This is a genomic window from Spirulina sp. 06S082, from assembly GCF_034932145.1.
Classification (GTDB): Bacteria; Cyanobacteriota; Cyanobacteriia; order Cyanobacteriales; family Spirulinaceae; genus CCY15215.
In genome coordinates this window covers 1-21,325 of record NZ_JAYGHV010000283.1, presented here as the reverse complement: position 1 = coordinate 21,325, position 21,325 = coordinate 1, and the positions used below count along the sequence as shown (strand labels likewise).

General features: G+C 43.7%; 19 protein-coding genes. 14 read left to right on the top strand and 5 right to left on the bottom strand.

Annotated features, from left to right (window positions below):
• Positions 1-21: 21 nt before the first annotated feature.
• Positions 22-1,132, top strand: a protein-coding gene (prfB, locus tag VB714_RS17280) for a peptide chain release factor 2 (RefSeq protein ID WP_416309723.1) whose coding sequence is annotated in 2 segments (ribosomal slippage) — positions 22-93 and positions 95-1,132 — 1,110 coding nt in all. Because the reading frame shifts where the segments join, the coding sequence is not laid out codon by codon here.
• A 238-nt stretch (positions 1,133-1,370) separates the two neighbouring features.
• Here prfB and ggt read toward each other — a convergent pair.
• The 3 genes from ggt to VB714_RS17265 all read right to left on the bottom strand — a co-directional run bounded on the left by ggt (position 1,371) and on the right by VB714_RS17265 (position 7,106).
• Positions 1,371-2,969: a gamma-glutamyltransferase gene (gene ggt, locus VB714_RS17275; protein WP_323225885.1), complete on the bottom strand. Its 1,599-nt coding sequence runs from the start codon at positions 2,967-2,969 to the stop codon at positions 1,371-1,373.
• Positions 2,970-3,068: 99 nt separating this feature from the next.
• Positions 3,069-5,078 carry a cation:proton antiporter gene (locus tag VB714_RS17270; protein ID WP_323225884.1) on the bottom strand — a complete coding sequence of 670 codons (2,010 nt, stop codon included), beginning with the start codon at positions 5,076-5,078 and terminating at the stop codon, positions 3,069-3,071.
• Positions 5,079-5,216: 138 nt separating this feature from the next.
• Positions 5,217-7,106 (bottom strand): caspase family protein, encoded by a 1,890-nt coding sequence (locus VB714_RS17265; RefSeq protein WP_323225883.1) that lies wholly within the window; start codon positions 7,104-7,106, stop codon positions 5,217-5,219.
• A gap of 101 nt (positions 7,107-7,207) precedes the next feature.
• On the opposite strand from VB714_RS17265, the gene VB714_RS17260 reads away from it, so the two are divergent.
• Positions 7,208-7,609, top strand: a complete 402-nt coding sequence (locus tag VB714_RS17260; protein WP_323225882.1) for a hypothetical protein — start codon at positions 7,208-7,210, stop codon at positions 7,607-7,609.
• Positions 7,610-7,927: 318 nt separating this feature from the next.
• Here the strand turns inward: VB714_RS17260 and VB714_RS17255 are convergent, their stop codons facing one another.
• Positions 7,928-8,746, bottom strand: a complete 819-nt coding sequence (locus VB714_RS17255) for a DUF4760 domain-containing protein (protein WP_323225880.1) — start codon at positions 8,744-8,746, stop codon at positions 7,928-7,930.
• A 110-nt stretch (positions 8,747-8,856) separates the two neighbouring features.
• Between VB714_RS17255 and VB714_RS17250 the strand changes: the two genes are divergently transcribed.
• The 3 genes from VB714_RS17250 (at position 8,857) to VB714_RS17240 (ending at position 12,651) form a co-directional block, all read left to right on the top strand.
• Complete coding sequence (locus VB714_RS17250) at positions 8,857-10,023, top strand: ABC transporter permease (RefSeq protein ID WP_323225879.1); 1,167 nt, start codon at positions 8,857-8,859, stop codon at positions 10,021-10,023.
• A 70-nt stretch (positions 10,024-10,093) separates the two neighbouring features.
• Positions 10,094-12,004 carry a TolC family protein gene (locus VB714_RS17245; protein WP_323225878.1) on the top strand — a complete coding sequence of 637 codons (1,911 nt, stop codon included), beginning with the start codon at positions 10,094-10,096 and terminating at the stop codon, positions 12,002-12,004.
• Positions 12,005-12,057: 53 nt separating this feature from the next.
• Positions 12,058-12,651: a DUF1997 domain-containing protein gene (locus VB714_RS17240; RefSeq protein WP_323225877.1), complete on the top strand. Its 594-nt coding sequence runs from the start codon at positions 12,058-12,060 to the stop codon at positions 12,649-12,651.
• A 16-nt stretch (positions 12,652-12,667) separates the two neighbouring features.
• Here the strand turns inward: VB714_RS17240 and VB714_RS17235 are convergent, their stop codons facing one another.
• On the bottom strand, positions 12,668-14,689 hold the full coding sequence (locus tag VB714_RS17235; protein ID WP_323225876.1) for an alpha-amylase family glycosyl hydrolase: 2,022 nt from the start codon (positions 14,687-14,689) through the stop codon (positions 12,668-12,670).
• Between the two features lie 248 nt (positions 14,690-14,937).
• Here VB714_RS17235 and VB714_RS17230 point away from each other — a divergent pair, with 248 nt between their 5' ends.
• From VB714_RS17230 to VB714_RS17190, 9 genes are all read left to right on the top strand, one after another.
• A complete protein-coding gene (locus VB714_RS17230) occupies positions 14,938-15,369 on the top strand; it encodes a Fur family transcriptional regulator (RefSeq protein WP_323225875.1) in 432 nt (143 codons plus the stop codon).
• A 46-nt stretch (positions 15,370-15,415) separates the two neighbouring features.
• Positions 15,416-16,240, top strand: a complete 825-nt coding sequence (gene surE, locus VB714_RS17225) for a 5'/3'-nucleotidase SurE (protein WP_323225874.1) — start codon at positions 15,416-15,418, stop codon at positions 16,238-16,240.
• A 320-nt stretch (positions 16,241-16,560) separates the two neighbouring features.
• The gene (locus VB714_RS17220) at positions 16,561-16,857 is read left to right on the top strand and encodes a hypothetical protein (RefSeq protein ID WP_323225873.1); all 297 of its coding nucleotides are present in this window, start codon (positions 16,561-16,563) and stop codon (positions 16,855-16,857) included.
• 100 nt (positions 16,858-16,957) lie between these two features.
• Positions 16,958-17,482, top strand: coding sequence for a GNAT family N-acetyltransferase (locus tag VB714_RS17215; protein ID WP_323225872.1), 525 nt, complete (start codon positions 16,958-16,960; stop codon positions 17,480-17,482).
• Between the two features lie 51 nt (positions 17,483-17,533).
• Positions 17,534-18,280 (top strand): HEAT repeat domain-containing protein, encoded by a 747-nt coding sequence (locus tag VB714_RS17210; RefSeq protein WP_323225870.1) that lies wholly within the window; start codon positions 17,534-17,536, stop codon positions 18,278-18,280.
• Positions 18,281-18,434: 154 nt separating this feature from the next.
• Positions 18,435-18,839: a DUF4278 domain-containing protein gene (locus VB714_RS17205; protein WP_323225869.1), complete on the top strand. Its 405-nt coding sequence runs from the start codon at positions 18,435-18,437 to the stop codon at positions 18,837-18,839.
• Positions 18,840-18,939: 100 nt separating this feature from the next.
• Positions 18,940-20,289 (top strand): 16S rRNA (cytosine(967)-C(5))-methyltransferase, encoded by a 1,350-nt coding sequence (locus tag VB714_RS17200; RefSeq protein WP_323225868.1) that lies wholly within the window; start codon positions 18,940-18,942, stop codon positions 20,287-20,289.
• Between the two features lie 132 nt (positions 20,290-20,421).
• A complete protein-coding gene (locus VB714_RS17195) occupies positions 20,422-20,850 on the top strand; it encodes a TerB family tellurite resistance protein (protein WP_323225867.1) in 429 nt (142 codons plus the stop codon).
• Between the two features lie 61 nt (positions 20,851-20,911).
• On the top strand, positions 20,912-21,325 hold a 414-nt coding region (locus tag VB714_RS17190; RefSeq protein ID WP_323225866.1), incomplete at its 3' end, for an SPFH domain-containing protein.

Genomic DNA, 21,325 nt, shown 5'->3' with positions numbered 1-21,325 from the left:
AATGACTAAAAAGATAAAAAAATGGAACTGACAGAACTCAAACGGGAAATCGAAATATTATCGAGTCGCCTGGGGAAAACCCAGGAGTATCTTTGACCTACCCGCCCTCAAAGCGAAGATTCACGATTTAGAACAACTTGCCTCTCAGCCGGATTTTTGGGACGATCGCCCCCAAGCTGAGAAAACGCTACAACAATTAAATGACTTAAAATCTAGTCTCGATCGCTATTTGAACTGGCAAAACTCCTGGGAAGATGCCGGGGCGATCGCGGAACTTCTGGAACTCGATGAGGATCAAGGGTTATTACAAGAAGCCACTCAAAATGTAACAGAACTTAATCGAGAACTAGATCGCTGGGAATTACAACAGTTACTTTCGGGAGAATATGACACCGAGGGAGCCATTTTGACCATTAACGCGGGAGCAGGTGGTACAGATGCTCAAGATTGGGCAGAAATGCTCTTGCGAATGTACGAGCGTTGGAGTGAAAAACAGGGTTATAAAGTGAATGTGAGGGAACTTTCCAAAGGGGATGAGGCGGGGATTAAGTCCGTAACTCTAGAAATTGAAGGGCGTTATGCTTATGGTTACTTAAAAGCGGAGAAAGGTACCCATCGTTTAGTTCGCATTTCGCCGTTTAATGCCAATGGTAAGCGCCAAACCAGCTTTGCAGGAATTGAAGTCATGCCGACATTGGATGAGTCGGCGATAACCCTAGAAATACCGGAGAAAGATTTGGATATTTCCACCTCTCGTGCGGGAGGAAAAGGAGGACAAAATGTGAACAAAGTAGAAACAGCAGTGAGAATTGTGCATTTACCGACAGGGCTTGCTGTGCGCTGTACTGAAGAGCGATCGCAACTGCAAAATAAAGAACGAGCCATGACACTACTCAAAGCTAAGTTATTAATTGTAGCACAAGAACAACGTGCCAGCGAAATCGCAGAAATTCGCGGCGATATTGTGGATGCAGCTTGGGGAAATCAAATTCGCAACTATGTTTTTCATCCTTACCAAATGGTCAAAGATTTGCGAACGGGAGAGGAAACAACGGCGATTTCTAATGTTATGGATGGCGCGATCGATCCTTTTATTGAAGCATATTTACGTCAAGAAAATCAATTAGTTTAACCCGAGTTGCTAGTTACAAATAGGATACGTTTCGATCCCCCTAAATCCCCCTTAAAAAGCAGGGACTATATAGCAACCTTTTTACTTTTTATCAGCAAACCCTACGCAGGGTTTGCTTGCCCGGCCAGTGGGGTGTACGTTTGTATGGGATGACACGCTCCAAGGCTTGATTTCTCTCAAATTTATGGTGTTAGCTTATCCCGAACTCAGGTTAAAATAATTAAAAATCGCGAGTTCCTTAATAGGCGATCGCGCAACCATCTGCCCGAGGATCTGATGCAGCCACAAATACATCGTTTTGTTGCAAGATTCCCTGACCCTTGCCAAAATTAGTCTCATTATTGGTGACAGCAATTTGATGTCCTTTGCGCTCTAATTCTTCCGCAACTTCCGACGGCACCCCCGACTCCAACATCACGTGATTGTCCCGCAAAAAGCGCCATCTCGGTGCATCTAAAGCGGTTTGAGGATTCATACCATAGTCCACCAGATTCGTCACCATTTGCACGTGACCTTGAGGCTGCATTTGCGCCCCCATGACCCCAAAAGCGCCCAAAGGTTTGCCCTCTTGGGTCAAAAAACCGGGAATAATCGTATGAAACGGACGTTTGCGGGGTCCGACTCGGTTGGGATGATCTTCCTGTAGAGTAAAGCCACTGCCTCGATTGTGTAAGGCAATTCCCGTATCCGGTACCAGCAACCCGCTACCAAACCCATCATAATTGGATTGAATTAAAGACACCATTAAATCCCCATCCGCCGCACAAAGGTAAACGGTACCCCCTTGAGGAAATCCTGGTTTGGCACAAATTGAAGCGCGATCGCCGATTTCCGCTCTCCTTTGGGCAGCATACTCCTTCGATAGTAAGGCTTCGATGGGCATCTCCATAAAATTGCGATCGGCAACATGACGATGGATATCTGCGAAAGCTAATTTCATCGCTTCAATTTGCAAATGATAGCTTTCGGCAGAATCCCGAGGGAAGCGCCCCAACTCAAACCCCTCTAAAATATTTAAAGCCATTAACGCCCCCAAACCTTGAGTATTGGGGGGCATTTCCCACACCGTAACATCGCGATAATCGGTTTGAATGGGATCGACCCACTCTGCTTCGTGAGCGATTAAGTCCCCTAAATTAATCAATCCTCCCGTATCCGCCGCAAAATGGGCGATCTGTTCGGCCATTTCCCCCCGATAAAATTTTTCGTCGCCGTGTTTGGCAATACTTCTCAAGGTATAACCGTGGGAATCACTTTGCCATGTTTCCCCAGCTTTTGGGGCGCGGTTGTTGCGAAAGAAAACATTTTTAAAAGCGCGGTATTCTGGGGCAGTTAAGGGTAGATATTTGCGTTCTGCTTGCTGCCAAGCCAAAGCCGTTCGAGGAGAGACGGGGTATCCTTCCTCAGCATAGCGCACGGCGGGTTCAAATAAATGCTCAAAAGAGAGTCTACCCCAGCGCTGCCAGAGTTTTTGCCATCCCGACACGGCACCTGGAATTGTCACCGTCAACCAGCCTAGATTTGGTACCTCTGTCATCTCCCCAAAGCGATCGGGTGTCAGTCGCAGGGGACTTTTACCCGAGGCGTTGAGGCCGTGGAGTTTTCCGTCCCAAACCAAAGCAAATAGATCGCCGCCAATGCCATTGGATGTGGGTTCCACCACCGTTAAGGCGATCGCCATTGCTACGGCAGCATCCACCGCATTTCCCCCGGCCAGTAACATTTCTACCCCGGCCAAACTAGCAAGGGGTTGACTGGTGGCGACAGCCCCTCGTTTACCCATCATGACCGTTCTAGAGGAAGGATAGGGATAGGAGGTCAAGTTGGCATCTTGCATAATGTTTCTGGAAGGAGGGCTATGGTCAATTATCAATTATCAATTAGCAATTATCAATGGGAAATAGATAACTTTAAAATTCTCTTTTATTATCTCCCATTATTGCCTTCCTTCAAGTAATTTGCGGAAGGCGGCAACCTCCGATCGCTTCCCCATGACCAAAAGGCGATCGCTGCTTTCGAGAATTGTTTCCTCGCTGGGATAATATACCGTCTCACTGGCTTTTTGTAGAACCAAAATCGTAACTCCGGTTAACTTCTTTACGTTAACATCTGCGAGGGTCAAATCGTGGAGGGGGGAAGCCTCGGGAATGGATAACCATTCATTATGCAGGCTGCTGGCCACTTTATTCACATCTTGACGCAATGCCGTGGCACTTCGTTGGGGTCGAATGCTGGTGTAGCGATCGCTGCGGATATCTTGGATCGCGGACTGAATTTCGCTATCTCCTTGGCCGAGGGCGGCGAGGATGTGAGAACCAATTTCTAAACCTGCTTCAAATTCCGGTTGAACGACTTCTTGTGCGCCCATTTGAGTGAGCATATCGATTTCTCCGTCCCGATGCGATCGCGCTACGATGTCCAAATGCGGGGCAATTTCTAGGGCGTGTTTGACCAATAAACGGGTACTAGCGGGATCGGGAAGGGCGATCGCCAAAGCTACAGCATCTTCTAAACAGGCTCCCTCTAATACCCATTCCGAATCCCCATCCCCAAAAATATAGGGAATCTCTTCTTGTTTCAAGCGTTGAATGGCGGCTTCGCTATTTTCGATCGCCAGTACCGGATAGCCGCGATCGCGCAAAATCTTCACAATCACTCGTCCAACCCGACCATATCCCGCAACGACAACATGACCGGAAATTTTCTTCGGTTTTGCAAAGGCTTTCCTTCCTTTCAATTTGCGTAAATAATATTTAATTAAAGGAATTGTTAAGAGTTTATCCGCTAAACGAGGTGCGAATTTCATGCCGATAGGTGTTAAGACTAAAGTGATCGCCGTCGTTCCCAAAAGCAGAAGATATTGTCTTTCACTTAAAAAGCCCAGTTTCATCCCCGTTAAGGCTAAAACAAAAGAAAATTCGCCAATTTGATTTAAGCCAAAACTCGCAATAATTGCCGTTTTAAATGAATAGTTAAAGCCAATAATAATCGGAAAAATAATTAAGGCTTTACCAATCATGACAAAGGCCACCATTCCCAAAATAACGCCAATATTATCAACCATAATTTGAGGTTGAATTAACATTCCAATAGAGGCAAAAAACAAACTGGCAAAAGTATCTCGCAAAGGAACAATGCGGGTTAAGGCTTGGTCAGAATGTTCGATTTCTGCCACCATTAAGCCAGCAACAAATGCACCCATTTCGATGGAAAGACCTAGTGCAGCCGTGATGAGGGCGACCCCCAAGCATAAGGTAATGACAGATAACAAAAAAAGTTCGCTGTTTTCCGTTTCCGCTACTTTTCGGATAACAGGAGGGACGATCCAATAGCCGGAAATCAAAGCAGCCGTAAAAAAGAGAACTGCTTTGAGGAGAGAGATAAAAAGAGAAGGAACTAAACTTTCTGGATTATTTAAAGCGGGTAAAATTGCTAACATCACCCCCAAGGCCAAATCTTGAGCAATTAAAATTGCTAACATGACTTGACCGTGTTGAGTATTAATTTCACCTCGTTCTGTGAGGGTTTTGAGAACGACGGCGGTGGAAGATAAAGAAAGAATTGCCCCCAAGAAAATTCCTTGAGGAATATCTTGCACCAAACCCAATATTGTTGTTGTTAAAGTGACAAGAATGATGGTAAAACCGATTTGCAATAAACTGCCTTGAATGGCAATTTCTTTAACGCGCTTAAGTTCTGCAAGGGAAAACTCTACCCCTAAAGTAAATAGGAGAAAAGCCACGCCAATTTCTGCTAAAGACTTGATTTCATTGAGTTCTTTCAGCAGTCCTAACCCAAAGGGTCCGATCAGAAATCCACTAAAAAGATAGCCTAACAAAACAGGTTGTCTTAAGCGATTGGCCAGATAACCGCCGATCGCAGAAGCGCATAAAACCGCCGTTAAGTCAAGAATAAATTTATGCTCTGCGATCGCTTCAAGAGTCATGCTTTTAGGAGTAGGAAAAGAACAAATAATTTACCCAAAACCGAAACAGCCAGAAAGCGAAATACTCCCGCTTACCGTATCCTCGAAAGACCTTCGGCGGGTATTATTCGCTATCAACTATCAACTATCAACTATCAACTATCTTCTTCCTTGTTGCCAGCGCGCGATCGCCTTTTGAGCATCGTTATAACTGGAAGTTCCTTCGGGGATTAATTTTGCGGAGACGATCGCCTGTTGATAGCTGCCTCGGGCGGCGCGAGAATTAGCAATTAAATAAATCTGCCGACTCCAGCCCTCAGTTAAGTTCCTCGCTTGTAAATATCCCGGTTGACCCTGCGGAACTTTTTTCAGTTCGTTAATGGCTTTATTGTAAGAAGAGGCTTGATTGGTGCGAACCATGCGCCGAGCCGAACGAATGATCCTGTTATTAACGGTTTGTTGTTTTCCTTGTTCTGTCCAGAGCTTAATGCTTTTTTGGGATTCAGCATAAGTGGGAGCTTGTTCGGGGGGGACTAACTTCGCCGCCGCGATCGCCGTCGCGAAATTCCCCTTCGCCGCACGTCCTCGAGCAATATCCAAAATTACCTCACTCCAGCGAGAAATATCCGCTTGAGCTTCCGCGTAGAGAGGCGCACCGGGTTGAATTTTTTGCGCTTCCTCAATACCGCGACTAAAACCCGAGGCTTGATTGGTTTGAATATAAGTTCTCGCCCGGGCTAAAATCGAACGGCTGGCCTCGGTGGTTAAAGGAGGTGGCGGTTCTGTTGCTGCATTTGTTGCTGGCGTATTTTGCGGAGTAGAATTTTGTGGCTCCGCAGTCGAGGCATTTTGAGTTGCGGCGGAAACGGGACTTTCTGCTGTTGTTACGGGGGAGGGTAGCGCATTGGGATCGGGATCGGCGATCGCCGGGGAAGAAGAGGGATCCGGTGGTGGCGTTTCGGCGATTTCTGGCCGAGGTCGTCCCAACCAAAATACCGCTAACAGAGCGAGAAGAATTGCCCCTGCACCCATCAAAATCGATAAATTTTTCGGTCTTCTCGGTGTTTTTTCTGTCTCGGGTGCGGGAATTTGCGGCATATTTTCAGGATGGGTATCTTGGAAAACTTCCCCATTATCATTTGCTTCTGAGGCAGTTTTCAACGGCGGTAAATCGGGCAAACTGGGAACTTTTGCCGTTTCTAACTCCATTTCCGAGGCCAGAGCATTCTCCTCCGTGGCGATCGCTTCTTCTCGCGCTGCTTCCTCACCCGTGGTAATGGGAGCGATCGCCGGTGCTGCTTGTGCCGTCCCACGTTTGGGTAATAACACCTGCTGTGCCAATTCAATCGAAGGAATGACAATTAAGGGGTGTTGAATGGGTCGCCAGTGGTGTTCGCTCAATTCTGGGAGGCGATCGTAAAGATAACCACTGAGATCGTGAAGAACAATATCTTGGCCGAAGTAACGCAAGGCTTCTAAAAGAGCCGCCGAGAAGATGCCATGACCCAACGCAACTGCTTCGTGGGAGGATTCCTCCAATTGACTCGAAAGGATGAGGGAAATGCCCATTTCTGGAGCAAATTGAGCAATTTCCGAGCCAACGGGTTCCCCGGCAATCACCCCTGGAGAACGGTTAATATCTAATAAAGCGAGAATTTGGTCAAACCCTTTTTGTTTGAGATGTTCAAAGAGTTCTCGCGCCGGAATTCCCGTATTCGGAATATCCGTGGGGTTGCCGTCAATGGGCATCAGATAGTCTACCCCTTGCCAACTTACGCCATAACCGCTAAAGAAAAACCATAATAGAGAAGTAGATTGTTTCTCTAGCCAGGCATCGAGCCAATAAAAAATATTTTCTTTGCTGGGCTGCGTGGACTTACCCCCCAGCCAAGCCGAACTATCCGTCATGAGTAACGCTTGTTCGGCGGGAAGCCCTGTTTCTTCCAGCAAAAGGTGCTGAATAGCCCGAGCGTCGTCTTGAGCGTAACTCAGGGGTTGAATGAATTGGTAGCGATCGATCCCGATTGCGATGGAGGTATAGTCTGCCATTTGCCCTACTTTCTGGTTTTGTCGATTTTAACCTCTGAGGAAGCTAGATTATATTCTAGGTTGAGAACTACCTCTAATACTCTTTAACTTTATATAAAACAATGAAAACGCGATCGCCTTCTCTAGGCAAAATTGTTTTAACTCTCGGTATTTCTTTCAGTTTGGGGGGGAGTATCGGTTTGGGAAGTAGCGCGATCGCGCCTCAAAGTGCTTTAGCTTATACTGATACCACTACGATCGAATTGTACCGTTTGGCGGGAGAATCTTTTCCTATCCTCTTACGTCGGGCGGAAATTGTGGCTCGGGCGGCGGCTCAACGGAGTTTCGATCGCGATATTCTCATTACTTCTGTTTCTATTGATGTGGTGGGTAAAAATAATGGCGCGATCGCCCCGCTTCTTCGCTTGCAAGTTAATCGCCAAACATGGCAGCGTCAACCCGATCCCCAACGTTGGGCGACTTATTTTCCGAATACTCCTTTTCTTTTGGGTATAGAACAGTAAGCAAGTAGGGCTTGCTGTATAAATTTGAAAGCTATGCCAAAAATGACGAGTATAGCCCAATCCGCCAGGGATTGAAAATCCCTTCTTACTTGGTTGGATATGGCGAGGAAACCTCGCCATCCCCCAAGCGCTGTCTCATACGAAAAATCCATTGAAAGCGGTCGAGGGATGCTGAATTTAGTTCAGCATATCCAATCGACCAAGAGAAGGATTAGGGTTATCGCGATACGGCTTTGCCCGTCAAAAAATCCTTGACAGACCACTAGCCTAGATCGAGGCAGAAATTTGAGTGATTAACAGCTTAGTCCGCAATTGAGTTTATTCCTTTTCCAAGTATTTAGCGGCTATACTTTGGACAAGTTGCTCTAAAGAACCTTTTTGTTTCTCCATATTATTATACTTTTCTACTTGAATCTCCATCTCTATTTGCTTCCACTCTTGCCTCCACTCCTTCATATCTTTTGTTGATATCTTATTGTCCTGAAGCAACCATTCGTGAATCTGTGTTTCATAATCTATATAGAGTAAACTTTTATCATATTCATTAGCTTCTGTTGAATGCGCTTCAATCATTCTTGCAAGGAGAACATATGAGTTTGCCCATTTCCAATATCGAACCATTATAAGTTTCATCTGTTTTCGAGCAATCTCTTCGTCAATTACACCACAGTTAATCCCAATACAGATTAAATTCAAAGTATTCAAAACGTCCCTTATTAACACTCGATTACCTTTAGTTTTCTTTCTGTCGTATAAATAGTTTGCTTTTTCTTTGTAAGGATTAACACCCAAATCTTCTAGCTGATTACGAATTTCAAGGAATTTTCCAAGAACGATATTATTTAGATGATCGAAGGCAAGTTGCTTCCGATTTGCTTCGATATCAGTCTTATATTTATTATAGGCTTGTTTCAAACCAAAGACTGTGGCAAATAAACTAGAGGTTAGTATAATAGAATTGAATAAAGATGAGATTCTCGAAAATTCGGTATAAATCTCAATGCGTTTGTTTCTATTACCAGGGTTCTTGGTGCTCACAAAACCCACAAGCCCTAAAAGTAATAGAAACAAAGGCACTGAAACAAAGAGAAATTTAGTGAGGAAAAAGCTGCCAAAATTGTTTTTGTTGTTTTTCATATATCAAAAATCTCGAAATAACAATCCTTTCTTTTGTCTATCTTCATATCCTAACAAGTTAAAAGATAAATCAGCCACAATAAAGAGAAGAAAATTTTCTGACTTTCAATATGACCCTCTCACTCTTAGATTTACTAAAAATGAGCGCCCGATCGCTCTACAGTAACCCTACTCGCTCCTTATTAACCACTTTAGGAACATTTATCGGCGTTGCGTCAGTGAATGCCACTCTACAAGTAGGAAATATTAGTACAGCAACGATTCAGCGCCAACTCGATCGCCAAGAAGCCCCACAAATTTTCACAGCTTTGCAAAGCGATACCCGATTTCTAAACCCCGATATTCAGTGGCTAAAATCCCGTTTATCGGGGATACAATCAATGAGTCGTCAAACTTTGTTTGATAGTGGACAGGTTAATTTTGGCGATCGCAGCACTTGGATTTGGTGTATGGCTGTATCTTTAAATACGTTGCAAACTTCGGGACGAAAAGTAACAAAAGGAAGATTTTTTAACTCCGATGATTTTAGCCAATTTCGTTCCGTGGCTGTCATTGACGAATCTCTGGCTACAGAGTTATTTGCTGAAGAAAATCCTCTTAATAAAACAATTTTGTTTGCTAATTCCTCTTACCGTATTGTTGGTATAATCGAAGCCAAACCTATTTTCACCGATGGTGAAGTTTGGCATACGATGCTCATACCGTTATCTTTGTATAGCGCCCGTCAAGGCATTGAAGAAACAGAAATGTTGAGACTCCAACCGCAAGAATTAGCGGATATTGAACGTCAGGAAACAGAAGTTACACAATTATTAGAGCAAAGATTTGCCCCAGAAAAAGCATGGTCTGGAAGTAATGTTGAAGACATTTTTCGGCAGCAAGATGCGATGAAAATTACCGAACGAGGACTTTTTGCAGTAGGCGCGATCGCCCTGTTAATTTCGGGAGTAGGAATTGCTAATATTACCATTGCTTCCACCATCGAACGGACGCGAGAAATCGGGTTAAAACGGGCGATCGGGGCAACTCCCCGAGAAATTCTCTGGCAATTCGTTCTCGAAGGTACTTTGGTGAGTTTAATCGGTGGGATTAGCGCGATCGCCGTTGTGGATGTTGGGACTCGTTTAGTCGCCCATCAATTTGAACTTCCTTATCGGTTTGAAATGGCAACAGCAGGGTTAACATTAGGAATGGCGATCGCGATCGGAGTCGGTGCGAGTTATTTTCCTGCCCGTCATGCCAGTCGCTTAAATCCAATTTCTGCCCTACGAGATTGAGTTTTAAGATTTAACTTGCTCGATCCCAAAATTAATTGCTAGAGTTAACTTGCTGTTATTTAAAAGAGAGATGACACGAAAACCCAAATTTCCCCGATCTTCTTTCCGTTCTTTGCTCGTTATTGTATTGCGAAATGGCAGTTCGACGCTTTTTGCCGTGCTGGGAACCTTAGCCGCTTTAGCGATCGCCAGTGGAAACACGCATCAATCTGTAGCAGGTGAGGAAGATAAAGGAAATCTTTTAACTTCTTTCTTTAAAGCATCAACTCCCGCAAAAGATTCCCTTTCCGAAATCCCAACTCTCGAACCCATTCCCGATCTCGACGATCCTAAAGTTATTTCTCCTTCTTCTCAATCTTCCCAGAAAGAAGAAAAAACAAAGAAATTGGAGAATCGCGCTCCTAGTTTCCAGTTATTTCAGTTACCAGATCGCAATAGTCTTCGCCCTTCTTCTCGTAAATCTTCAAGGGAAAATACTCGGGCTTCTCGGGAGGAAACTCGGCGATCGCGAGAATCTTCTTCCCCACAGAAACCCTCAACACCTCAAACAATTCCAGCAACAAATTCAGAGCAGAAACCCACTCAAACCACGGCACGTTTAACATCAGATGCTGCTAATATTCCTTTTACCCTTGAAGATGTCGTTCATTTAACCGTTGCCAACAATACTGAGATTAAAAATGCCTATCTCGCTCGCATTGTTCAACAAGCCGAATTAGCCAGCGCTCAAGCAGAATTTCGCCCCAAAGTCGAGCCGATTTTAGCAGGAAGAACTAATGGAGCCGGAACAAATTGGGCAATTTCAGATAGTCAAAGTCGCATTGAATTAGGGGCGGGAATTTCCTTATTAATGCCCACAGGAGGGCAATTGCAGTTAAGTTGGTTGAGTCAGTTGCGATCGCTATCGAACACTCAAACGAATGGAGATTCTTTGCGTCAACGAGTTAATTTAAGATTGACTCAACCCCTACTCCGCGATGCTGGAGTGGCGATCGCTAAAAGTGATTTAGATATTGCGAGACTGCGAGAAAATATTAATGTTTTGAATTTACAAAATACCCTCATTGAGGAAATCACCACTTCTATTAAAAGTTATCGCACCCTATTAACCCAACAAGAACAAGTTAAAAATACTCGTGCTGCCCTTGAAATAGCCAAAAAACAATTACAACGACAACAAGCATTAGTTGAAGCCGGAAGAGAGGCAGAGTTTAGATTACTCAGAAGTCAAAAAACTGTCACAGATTTTCAAGGACAATTACTGGAAGCGGAGAATGCAGTTAAATCTTCACGCTTGGCACTTTTAAATCAATTGGGAATCGATCGCGATCTGAAGATTATCGCAACGGAAAATGTTCGCCAAGAAACCGAAAAACTACTCGAATTAGACCCAGAAAAAATTCGTGAAGCTACTTTTGCAAATCAACCCAATTATTTAGCAGAATTATTACAAATTCAAGTTTCTGAATTAAGTGTATTGCAAGCGAATAACGATCGCCGTTGGAATTTAGATTTAGAAACAGAATTTGATGAAGCCTTGACCCGACAAGCGAACTTTTCAGCAGGAATCGTTTTACGGCGCAATTTAGGAAATCGCTTTCAAGATGAAGCAAACTTTAAACGCGCAGAAATTACCCTACTCCAAAGTCAAAACAATTTAACACAACTTGAAGAAACAATTGAAACAGAAATCAGCGATCGCCTCCGGGATATTGAGGTAAAATTTCAGCAAATCCAATTAGCACAGGAAGAAGTTAAACTCGCAGAAGGGGAATTAGCAGCCCAAGAAGCCCTCGTGAAAGCGGGAAAAAGCGATAACTTTCAACTCCAAGAGGCTCAACAAGATTTGCTGAACGCTCGTAATATAGAAATTAGCAGGCGTGTAGAATATCTGAACACTTTAACCGATTTGCAGCAGACTCGAGGCACAACATTAGAGGATTGGCAGATTATTTTAGAAACGAGAAGCCATAATCAATAACCACTTTCCTGTAAAATCAAAAAAATTAAGAAATTTTTAACTTTTCCCGTCTTATGAAAATCTGTTTAAAAGTTTCCGAACCCGTTACCATTCCAGTAGAACAAGAATCTGTCCCCATCCAACACTATCTCCGTCAACCCCAGCGCTTAGTCAGTGCGATCGCGGATCCGAAATTGATGGAGATTTTGGGAGGCGATCGCTATCGCTTGAAAATGCGCCCCCTAAATCTTCTCAACCTCTATCATTTTCAACCTACCGTCGTCCTTAAAGTTTGGTCGAGTAGTCGCGGCACCGTTTATTTACAGTCAGAATCTTCTGAAATAAGGGGAGTTAATTACATTAATGCTCGTTTTTCTCTTAAAGTCAATGGCTTACTTTCCATTGTCCAAAAAGAAGGCAAAACTTATTTAAAAGGAGAGGCTTTTGTCGAGGTTAATGTCGAACTCCCGCAAGTCTTCTCATTAACCCCTAAATCTTTACTAGAAACCGCAGGTCAAAGTTTAGCAAAAAATGTTTTAATGCGAATTAAACAACGTCTTCTCTCTCACCTCATTGCAGATTATCAACAATGGGCAAAAGGAGAAGAGTTAATCCTTAGCGATCCTGTTAATCAGCAAAAGTCAACGGTTTTTCTGCTCAATTCTTAAAGGTATTCTTTGTAATTTATCCATCGACTAAAGTATAAACCTTTGCTTCCCAAGGAAAAATAGGTTCTCGTCCTACCCATTGAGGTAAAACTGGGCGATCGCGGGTAACTTCTCGCCAAGATTTTCCTTGGGGAGTTTGCGGCCAATTGGGGACAACATATTCGCTAGTATTGGCAAAGGGATCGGGAGTGCCGTAGTCGGAAAAATTAGCCAAAATAAGAACAATATCTTCTCCTTTTCCTCGTTGCCAAACTATAACTTTTTTGCCTTCCCCATAGTCAACATGAATAAAGTCTGTATCATCTGATGCGAGGGCATTGGAAGTTGTGCGAAACTTGACTAAACGAGAAACATAGATAAAAATGCGCTGTCGCCAATCTTCTTGCAGGCGATCGTAATTAACGGGATCGATTTGTTTGTAATTTTCGTGTTCTTCTGCAATATTAAGATCGTGTTCGTCGGCAAATTCTTCTCCTGCTAAAATGAGAGGAATTCCTACTGCTGTCAGCAAGCAGACAAAGGCAAGTTCGATCCGTTTTTCAGTCTCATAAATGCCGCAATTGACGAGATAATTAAAAAATCGTTCATTTGCCAGGCCGCCGACATCATGGGAGGTGATATAATTAATCACCTGAGTGCCATTATTAAAACCCAGATAGCGACAATCGATCAGTTTGCGAACACTCCAGGTAAAACTCGAGTCATCATTGCCATTTTCTCCTAAGATTACCCGCCGCAGAATCTGCTTAAATCTTTCATTCCACAATCCATCTAAACGCTGTTGTTGAATTAAAGAAAGAGGGACGCTTAAATCTTCTCCCACCACGAGAAAGCGATCGCCTTCGCCACCGCGATCGCGCCAATGTTGCCGCGCAAAATCTTTAAATTCCTGCAAAAAGTCATAATTATTAATATTATTGACACTATCCAAGCGTAAACCATCAATTTGATATTGTTCTAACCAATGGGCAATATAAACCTTCATATATTCCCGACTGGGAACGAAGCGATCGCGTTGTCCCGTGATAGGATGATAGCCTTCAACCCAGTAGTTATATTTCAGCAGATCCCCCCCAAAACCATCGCGGCCGTCTTGTTCTGGATCGCCACTATTCCAGTGAATAAAGAAGTCAAGAAAGTTAATATTGCCATAGGGATTTCCCCGCGCAAAGGCCATCACAATATCAATAAAAAATCGCAAGCCGTTTTGATGACAAATATCAACTAACTTAGCCAAATCTGTTAAAGCAGTCGGGGTATTTTGGCCATCGGGAAAGCCTAAATGGAAATCAGCCGCTAAAAAATTAGCGGTGCCATAGCCCCATTCCCAAACATCATCGCTATCCGCAGGAGGAAGCAATTCTAGGGCATTGACACCCAATTTGAGTAAATGAGTCATTCCCAATGTTAAGGACTCCAGATCGGGAAAATCCGGTGGAGTGGAATGAGTATCCAATAAGGCCACCGCATCGCGAAAAGTGCCGATTCCCATTTCTATCGCCTCTCCTGCTTTTTTCGTCCATCGGGTGGGGAGTTCGTAAATAACGAGACGATTATTGGCAGGAAGATGGCGATCGGGGTGCTGTTTTTTGTGAGATACGGTTTGACCGTCCGGATCGCAGGGCATTAATACCCCATTTTGGTAGAGAATAACACTCGCCGCATCTTTGCTGGCAACTCCCCCTAGATCGGGCGGTTTCGGCGCAAGGCAACCTTCTCGGCGATCGATAGTAGTCGCGAAGGGATCGCTACAGTAGAGAATCTCATTTTCCCCCGTGAAGGGATAGGGGTTGGTGTTATAAACCTTATACCAATAAAAATAAACGTCCCCATCAACAAGATTGCAGTTTTTGGCAGCAACTTCCCACAATTCTGGAAATTCTGCGTTGGGGGCAAGGGCAATGGTGCGAAAATCTTGGTAGGGATCGGTTTTGGTGTTTTGAAATCGACCGATCCAGAGTTGAGGAGGGGGGGAGATCGTACCTGGTCGCCAAAGTACAAAGTGAGTTTGCCTGCGGATTAAAAGATTGGGAGTCATTAGAGATAAATTTGTAGATTGCCTGAATTTCCCGATTTTACTGGTTTTCTTGGCCGAGTTATCTTTAAATTTTTTCTAGCTTTCTCAGAATCATTCCGAGATAAGAAAAGTGTTATGGTGAAGGGAAAACGTCTTGAGCTTATACCGATCGAGAAGTGCGCGATCGCGGCTTTGACGAGAGAATACGGGCAACCCGCAAACTCCATCTCTTGAGAACGGAGTTAGGGTAACAAGAAGGGAGAAAGGCCATGAGTAACAATAAAATATCGGTAGCCGAGGTACAAGCTGTTAAGGTTCAAATGAAAGCAAAGGGGTTGAGAATTACACCTCAACGTTTTGCCGTCTATGCGAATCTTCTTCATCGCGAGGATCATCCGACAGTTGAAGCGATTCTCACCGATATTAACCGCGAGTTGCCGATCGCCTCCAAAGCCAGCGTTTACAGTGCTTTAACGGTATTGCGAGAGGTTGGTTTGGTGCGAGAAGTTTTACTCGATGAAGGTATTACCCGCTATGATGCCCGCGTTACTCCCCATCATCATTTTATTTGTCAGTGTTGCGGTACAATTGTCGATCTCGATTGGGATGCTTTAGGGGTGTTGCAAATTAATCATCTTCCTCCCGGTTTACAAGTCGAAGGCTATGAAACTATCTTAAAAGGACGGTGCGATCGCTGTTAATCCTTGCAGTTAACAATTTAACAATCTAACAATTATTGATTCTATAATGAAACGCGATCGCCCTTTAAACCTCCTCATTGGCAATGACGATGGCATATTTGCCCTCGGTGTCCGAATGCTGGCCGATACATTAGCCAAAGCAGGGCATCGCGTTACTGTAGTGTGTCCCGATCGCGAACGTTCTGCAACGGGTCACGGTCTCACTTTACACCAACCGATTCGCGCTTATCCCGTAGAATCGCTTTATCACCCCACCGTTACCGCTTGGTCTTGTTCGGGGACTCCTGCGGATTGTATCAAACTTGCTCTCTATGCTTTAGTGGAGGAACGCCCAGATTTTGTTCTTTCTGGCATTAATCAAGGGGCAAATCTTGGCACAGATATTCTCTATTCCGGCACAGTTTCTGCGGCAATGGAAGGGATTATGGAAGATATTCCCAGTATTGCCTTTAGTTTAACCAGTTTTACAACCCAAAAAGTTTTTCCCACGGCGGCAAATTTTGCGCGAGAATTGCTGGATAAATTAGGAGAAAATCCTTTACCGGAAGCGACTTTGCTCAATGTTAATATTCCCCCCGTAACCGAGGCAGAAGTTGCAGGAGTTCTCATCACTCGTCAGGGCATTCGTCGCTATATCGAACAGTTTGAAAAACGCACAGATCCTCGAGGAAAAACTTACTATTGGTTAGCGGGAGAAGTGGTCGAAGAAATCGAACAGCCAGAACATTTACATTTACCCCCTCATATTCCCACGGATGTGCAGGCTATTCGCAATAATTATATTTCGATTACACCCTTGCAATATAATTTAACCGATGTTCGCGGCTTTGGTTGGTTATGCGATCTCCATTGGTTTACATCAGAATCGTAGGGGTTTGGTCTCCAAACCCCTCAAGGTTTGGTCTCCAAACCCCTCAAGTCAAGGAATCAGGATCGATATTCAAGCAGCTTTTGTAACTTGAATTCAGCCTGTTCTCTCTGTTGTTGTTCGCGATCGGCTCTTTGTTGTTCGCGATCGCGTTCATCTTCAGCTAGAATAGCCCTCTGTTGTTATGGTGGGGAGAGATTTTGGCTCTCGCTGATGAGATTGAAGTTGAACCATGAGATTAAAGAAGAGATACTGTACCATTTCATCATAACGATCCTTTCGATCGCCTCTAATGTAGTACAAACGTGGAGAGTAATTCAGAAATGTCAGATGCAGATCAACCCAATTCTTCAGATGCAGATCAGCCCAATTCTTCAGATGCAGATCGATTTCTTTACCCGAAATCTACTTATTACGGCGACTTCAGCCCTCAAAACCTCGTCTTTAATGCCAACTTGCAGGAATTTGCCCAACGGGTAAATTATTTGTGTAATTTAGAAACGGCAGGTAAACTTTCTTCTGAGGAAGCCTATCAAAAAATTAAATTGCTCTGGAAAGAACTCAAAACTAGCCGTAAAGCCTTAGAAATTGGTAAGGATTCTGCCGATCCAAAAGAGTAATTGCGATCTGAGGATACGGGAGAGGAGGATTGGCGATGAAAATATAGCACAGCCTAAACAACAAAGTAGAGAAATTGTATTTTCTTGAGTTTTAAAACCTTTGAATGTTAAAACTTCCCAATTACCAACTGGATATCAATTGAAGGAGGGAATATTAAGCGATCGCGCTTCCCTCCTTCAATTTATGATTTTAACTTATCGAGAACTTTTTCCCGAACAAGAGAGTTTTTCCCATCTTACTCAGACTATTGAGCATTATTTTTCCCCCGAAACCTCTCTTTACTGGGTAGTTCCAGTTGGAGAAAAGGCAAGAGGGGATAGGCAAGAGGGTATAGAGGGCAAGCCGGAAAAAATAGCTTGTTTGTGGATAGGCAATGCGATCGAACAAATTAACGGCGATCGCTATACTTATATTTTTCTACTTTATGTGCATCCAGAACACCACCAGCGCGGTATTGGTTCGGCATTGATGCACTACGCTCACACTCTGGCTCGGGAGCGCGGCGATCGGCAAATCGGCGTTCACGTTTTCAGCCATAATCTCCCTGCCCTAAACTTATACAAACGCTTGGGTTATGAAACGCAATCCCTTTTAATGGTAAAAAAACTTATAGAGCCAAAATAATAAACCGTTATTGGGCAGATAATCAAGAATGGAGACAAGAACCCATCGCCAATGAATGAAGACGACCTCAGCACTCTCGATATTGACGCTGAACTAGATACCCCTCTAGATGAAAAACTCAGCCCAGAAGAGCCAGCAGCTCCCAACGTTGAGGAAATGCTTGCCTTTCTGACCTCTGCCGATCCTACCCAACGGACGATCGCTGCACGGGCATTTAGCGAAATTCAGGACGAAAGAGCCGTACCCCATCTCATTCGCCTTTTAACCGATATTTGTCCTCTCGTGCGGGTCAGTGCGGCTTATGGACTGGGGCGCAATACGAGTGTGGATGCCGTTGAACCCCTGATCGAACAATATTATCAAGATTGGAATGGCTACGTGCGAAAAGGGATTATTTGGGCCTTGGGAAACTGTCGCGATCGCCGTTCGGTGGGACTCCTTACCAAAGCCCTCAGAACCGATATTTCTGCCGTGCGTCTCTGGGCGGCAAGCGGACTGGCGCAAATTGCTCATTTAGACTATGAAGATGTTATCGTTACCATTGCCCCTTTAATCGAAGGTTTGCGGCGCGATCCCGTAGCGGCAGTACGCAGTAACTGTGCTTGGGCGTTAGGACAACTTGCCCGCGAATTGCCCTCTAATGTCGTCTATGCGACGGCGATCGATGCCCTTCTCGAAGCCTTGGTTGAGGATGAAGAAATTGGGGTGAAAGAAGATGCTAAAGATGCGCTCTTGCGTGTCGGCGATCCCCGAGGGCTACAAACTATCGAAGAACTCGAACTCGAAGGATTTATTTAGCCAAGATAAAGGAAGAGGGATCGATTACCCTCTATTTATCAAGATTTCATCAAGATTTCTTAATTAAGCTGACTTTTATCTCAAAAATTGTCAAAATAGATACAGAAATAAAATTTGATTTTGTATCCATTTTTAAGATCGGAAGGTAAAAACCATGAATCTTTGTTATCGCGGCGTTAGTTACGAGAGTGAGCCTCTATCTTTAGAAGTTTCTGAAAGTAATATTATTGGAACATATCGAGGACAACAATATCACCGTTGTTATCCCAGACACGTCCCCAAACTTAAACCGAAACCTCGCTTACAATATCGCGGTTTGGTTTATCAAACTTGTCCATTAATTCAAACCGAAACGAGTTTAAATGCTCAATTGGCGGCGATCGCCAAAACCTGCGAACAAAAACCGCGATCGCAAGAGAAAAATAAATTCAATCTTGCCGATATTCATCAAAGTAACTTGCGACATAATCTCAACTATCGCTTACAAGTTGCCCGAGAAAAAGGAGATACAAGACTTGTTCAGTTATTAGAAAAAGAATCCCAAGAACTCATGGTATAACGTTATTTTTTGACCCTACTAACCAGCTTATATCTCAAAGTTTACCAAGAGCGTTACGATAGAGTAATGCTCTTTTTTCTGTCTCTCGATTTTCCCTCCCATGCACGACTCTCGCCAACTCGCATTTAACGCCCTCAAACAAATTTATAGTCAAGGAGCTTACACTGATATTGCCCTCGATCGCACTCTGCAAAATCCTGAAATTAAACCCGTCGATCGAGGATTAACCACAGAGTTAGTTTATGGTATTATTCGGCGACAGCGATCGCTCGATTGTCTCATCGACCAATTTGGAAAAAAGTCCGCCAAACAACAACCCTTAGAGTTACGCATCATTCTTCAGATCGGCTTATATCAGTTGCGCTATCTCGACCAAATTCCCGACTCTGCTGCTGTCAATACTGCGGTTGAATTAGCCAAAAAGAATGGCTTTCAGCGCCTATCTGGAGTTGTTAACGGCATTTTACGTCAATATTTGCGTTTGAGTCTTGAGGAAATCGATCCCTTAAAACTACCTGAAGATAAGATACAATCTTTAGGGATTTTACATAGTTTTTCCGATTGGACAATCGAAGCATGGCTCTCTCAATTTGGCCTCGAAGAAACAGAAAAGCTCTGTCAGTGGTTTAACCAAACTCCCACGATCGATTTGCGAGTTAACCCCTTAAAAACGACCCTGGAAGAAATGCGATCGCGCCTCGAAAAAGCAGATATTAAAACAACCCTTGTCCCTTTACTTCCCCAAGCCTTACGCTTGCAAGGAAAACTCGGTAATATTTCCCAATTACCAGGCTTTAAAGAAGGCTTATGGACGGTACAAGATAGCAGCGCTCAACTCGTTTCCCATCTCCTCGATCCCCAACCTGGAGAAACAATTATTGATGCTTGTGCGGCCCCTGGTGGAAAAACCAATCATATTGCCGAATTAATGGGCGATCGCGGTACAATTTGGGCTTGCGATCGCGCTGCAAGTCGCCTGCGAAAAGTACAACAAAATATCCAACGCTTGCAGTTAAATTCTATTTCAATTCGTAAGGGAGATAGTTGCGATATTGCCGAATTTGTTGGTAGAGGCGATCGGGTTTTAGTAGATGCTCCTTGCTCGGGTTTAGGAACCCTACATCGCCATCCCGATATCCGTTGGCGACAAACACCCGAGAAAATTTCTCAACTGGTGATGCTGCAACAAAACTTACTCAAAAGTACCGCAACTTGGGTCAAACCGGGAGGAATTTTAGTCTATGCGACTTGCACCCTCAACTCTCTAGAAAACGAAGAGATTATTACGACTTTTTTACAATCTCATCCTCACTGGAGTATCCAAACTCCCGCGATCGCCTTTCCTTTCTCAACCTTGTTTTCTCCTCATGGTTGGTTAAAAATTTTACCGACACAACACGCAATGGACGGTTTTTTTATGGTTAAATTAATTAACAATGCAGCAGGCTAAAATCCTTGAATCTTTGATTTTGTGAAGATTTCTAATTTTAGCTAGAAGATTTTGTTAAGAAAAAGCGCGATCGCGGAATCAAAAATGGTAAAATAAACTAATCTATGAAGAACGCTTTGCAGGTAAAGAAAGATGAAAACTGTAAAAGTAAATCCCGACAAAACCAAAAAATTGTTTAAAATTCTCATGGCCGCCGCTTGGCTAGATGGCGAGATTCAAGTTGAAGAACGAGAATACTTGCACAAAATGGCAAAAGATAACAATCTTTCCGAAGATGCCGACATCAAAGCCTTACTCTCGGAAGCCAAACAAATTCCCATTTCTGACTGTTACGAGTGGGGAAAGGCTTATCTAGGAGATAATCCCGATCGCGCCGACTATGAAGAATTACTCGAAGCCATTAGCGCTTTAATTTATAGCGATGGGGATGTACACACCGAAGAAGCTAAGTTTTTAGTAGAATTGCAACAATTCGATCCCACAACAGCTTCTTCAAAATCGATCTTTGATGGTATTCTAAAAACCGTACAAAAAGCATATCGAGCCGCCCTCAAAAAATAAGCCATAAAATAGTTTAAATATCTCGTTTAAACTGCTAAACTGTAAAAAAAAGGAGAGAGTTTTGAGAAATCAACCCACCCCCAATTTGCAACCCCTCATTGGTGGACTAATTGCCGCATTACTGGTTTTTGTTGCCTTTAATTCTTTTGTTATTATTAACCCCGGTCAAGCTGGCGTTTTGAGCATTTTAGGCAAAGCTCAAGATGCAGCCTTATTGGAAGGATTGCATTTTAAACCCCCTTTAATTTCTCAAGCGGATATCTATGATGTCACCGTGCAGAAATTTGAAGTTCCAGCCCAAAGTTCAACCAAAGATTTGCAGGAATTATCAGCAAGTTTTGCGATTAATTTTGCTCTCGATCCCATTCAAGTTGTTAAGATTCGTCGAGAACAGGGAACATTGCAAAATGTGGTTGCTAAAATTATTGCACCGCAAACTCAAGAAGCCTTTAAAATTGCTGCAGCTAAACGCACG

Bases quoted from the DNA above. Each gene is read 5' to 3' on its own strand.
- ggt (WP_323225885.1), bottom strand. From the start codon at position 2,969: ATGCAAGATGCCAACTTGACCTCCTATCCCTATCCTTCCTCTAGAACG.
- VB714_RS17270 (WP_323225884.1), bottom strand. From the start codon at position 5,078: ATGACTCTTGAAGCGATCGCAGAGCATAAATTTATTCTTGACTTAACG.
- VB714_RS17265 (WP_323225883.1), bottom strand. From the start codon at position 7,106: ATGGCAGACTATACCTCCATCGCAATCGGGATCGATCGCTACCAATTC.
- VB714_RS17260 (WP_323225882.1), top strand. From the start codon at position 7,208: ATGAAAACGCGATCGCCTTCTCTAGGCAAAATTGTTTTAACTCTCGGT.
- VB714_RS17255 (WP_323225880.1), bottom strand. From the start codon at position 8,746: ATGAAAAACAACAAAAACAATTTTGGCAGCTTTTTCCTCACTAAATTT.
- VB714_RS17250 (WP_323225879.1), top strand. From the start codon at position 8,857: ATGACCCTCTCACTCTTAGATTTACTAAAAATGAGCGCCCGATCGCTC.
- VB714_RS17245 (WP_323225878.1), top strand. From the start codon at position 10,094: ATGACACGAAAACCCAAATTTCCCCGATCTTCTTTCCGTTCTTTGCTC.
- VB714_RS17240 (WP_323225877.1), top strand. From the start codon at position 12,058: ATGAAAATCTGTTTAAAAGTTTCCGAACCCGTTACCATTCCAGTAGAA.
- VB714_RS17235 (WP_323225876.1), bottom strand. From the start codon at position 14,689: ATGACTCCCAATCTTTTAATCCGCAGGCAAACTCACTTTGTACTTTGG.
- VB714_RS17230 (WP_323225875.1), top strand. From the start codon at position 14,938: ATGAGTAACAATAAAATATCGGTAGCCGAGGTACAAGCTGTTAAGGTT.
- surE (WP_323225874.1), top strand. From the start codon at position 15,416: ATGAAACGCGATCGCCCTTTAAACCTCCTCATTGGCAATGACGATGGC.
- VB714_RS17220 (WP_323225873.1), top strand. From the start codon at position 16,561: ATGTCAGATGCAGATCAACCCAATTCTTCAGATGCAGATCAGCCCAAT.
- VB714_RS17210 (WP_323225870.1), top strand. From the start codon at position 17,534: ATGAATGAAGACGACCTCAGCACTCTCGATATTGACGCTGAACTAGAT.
- VB714_RS17205 (WP_323225869.1), top strand. From the start codon at position 18,435: ATGAATCTTTGTTATCGCGGCGTTAGTTACGAGAGTGAGCCTCTATCT.
- VB714_RS17200 (WP_323225868.1), top strand. From the start codon at position 18,940: ATGCACGACTCTCGCCAACTCGCATTTAACGCCCTCAAACAAATTTAT.
- VB714_RS17195 (WP_323225867.1), top strand. From the start codon at position 20,422: ATGAAAACTGTAAAAGTAAATCCCGACAAAACCAAAAAATTGTTTAAA.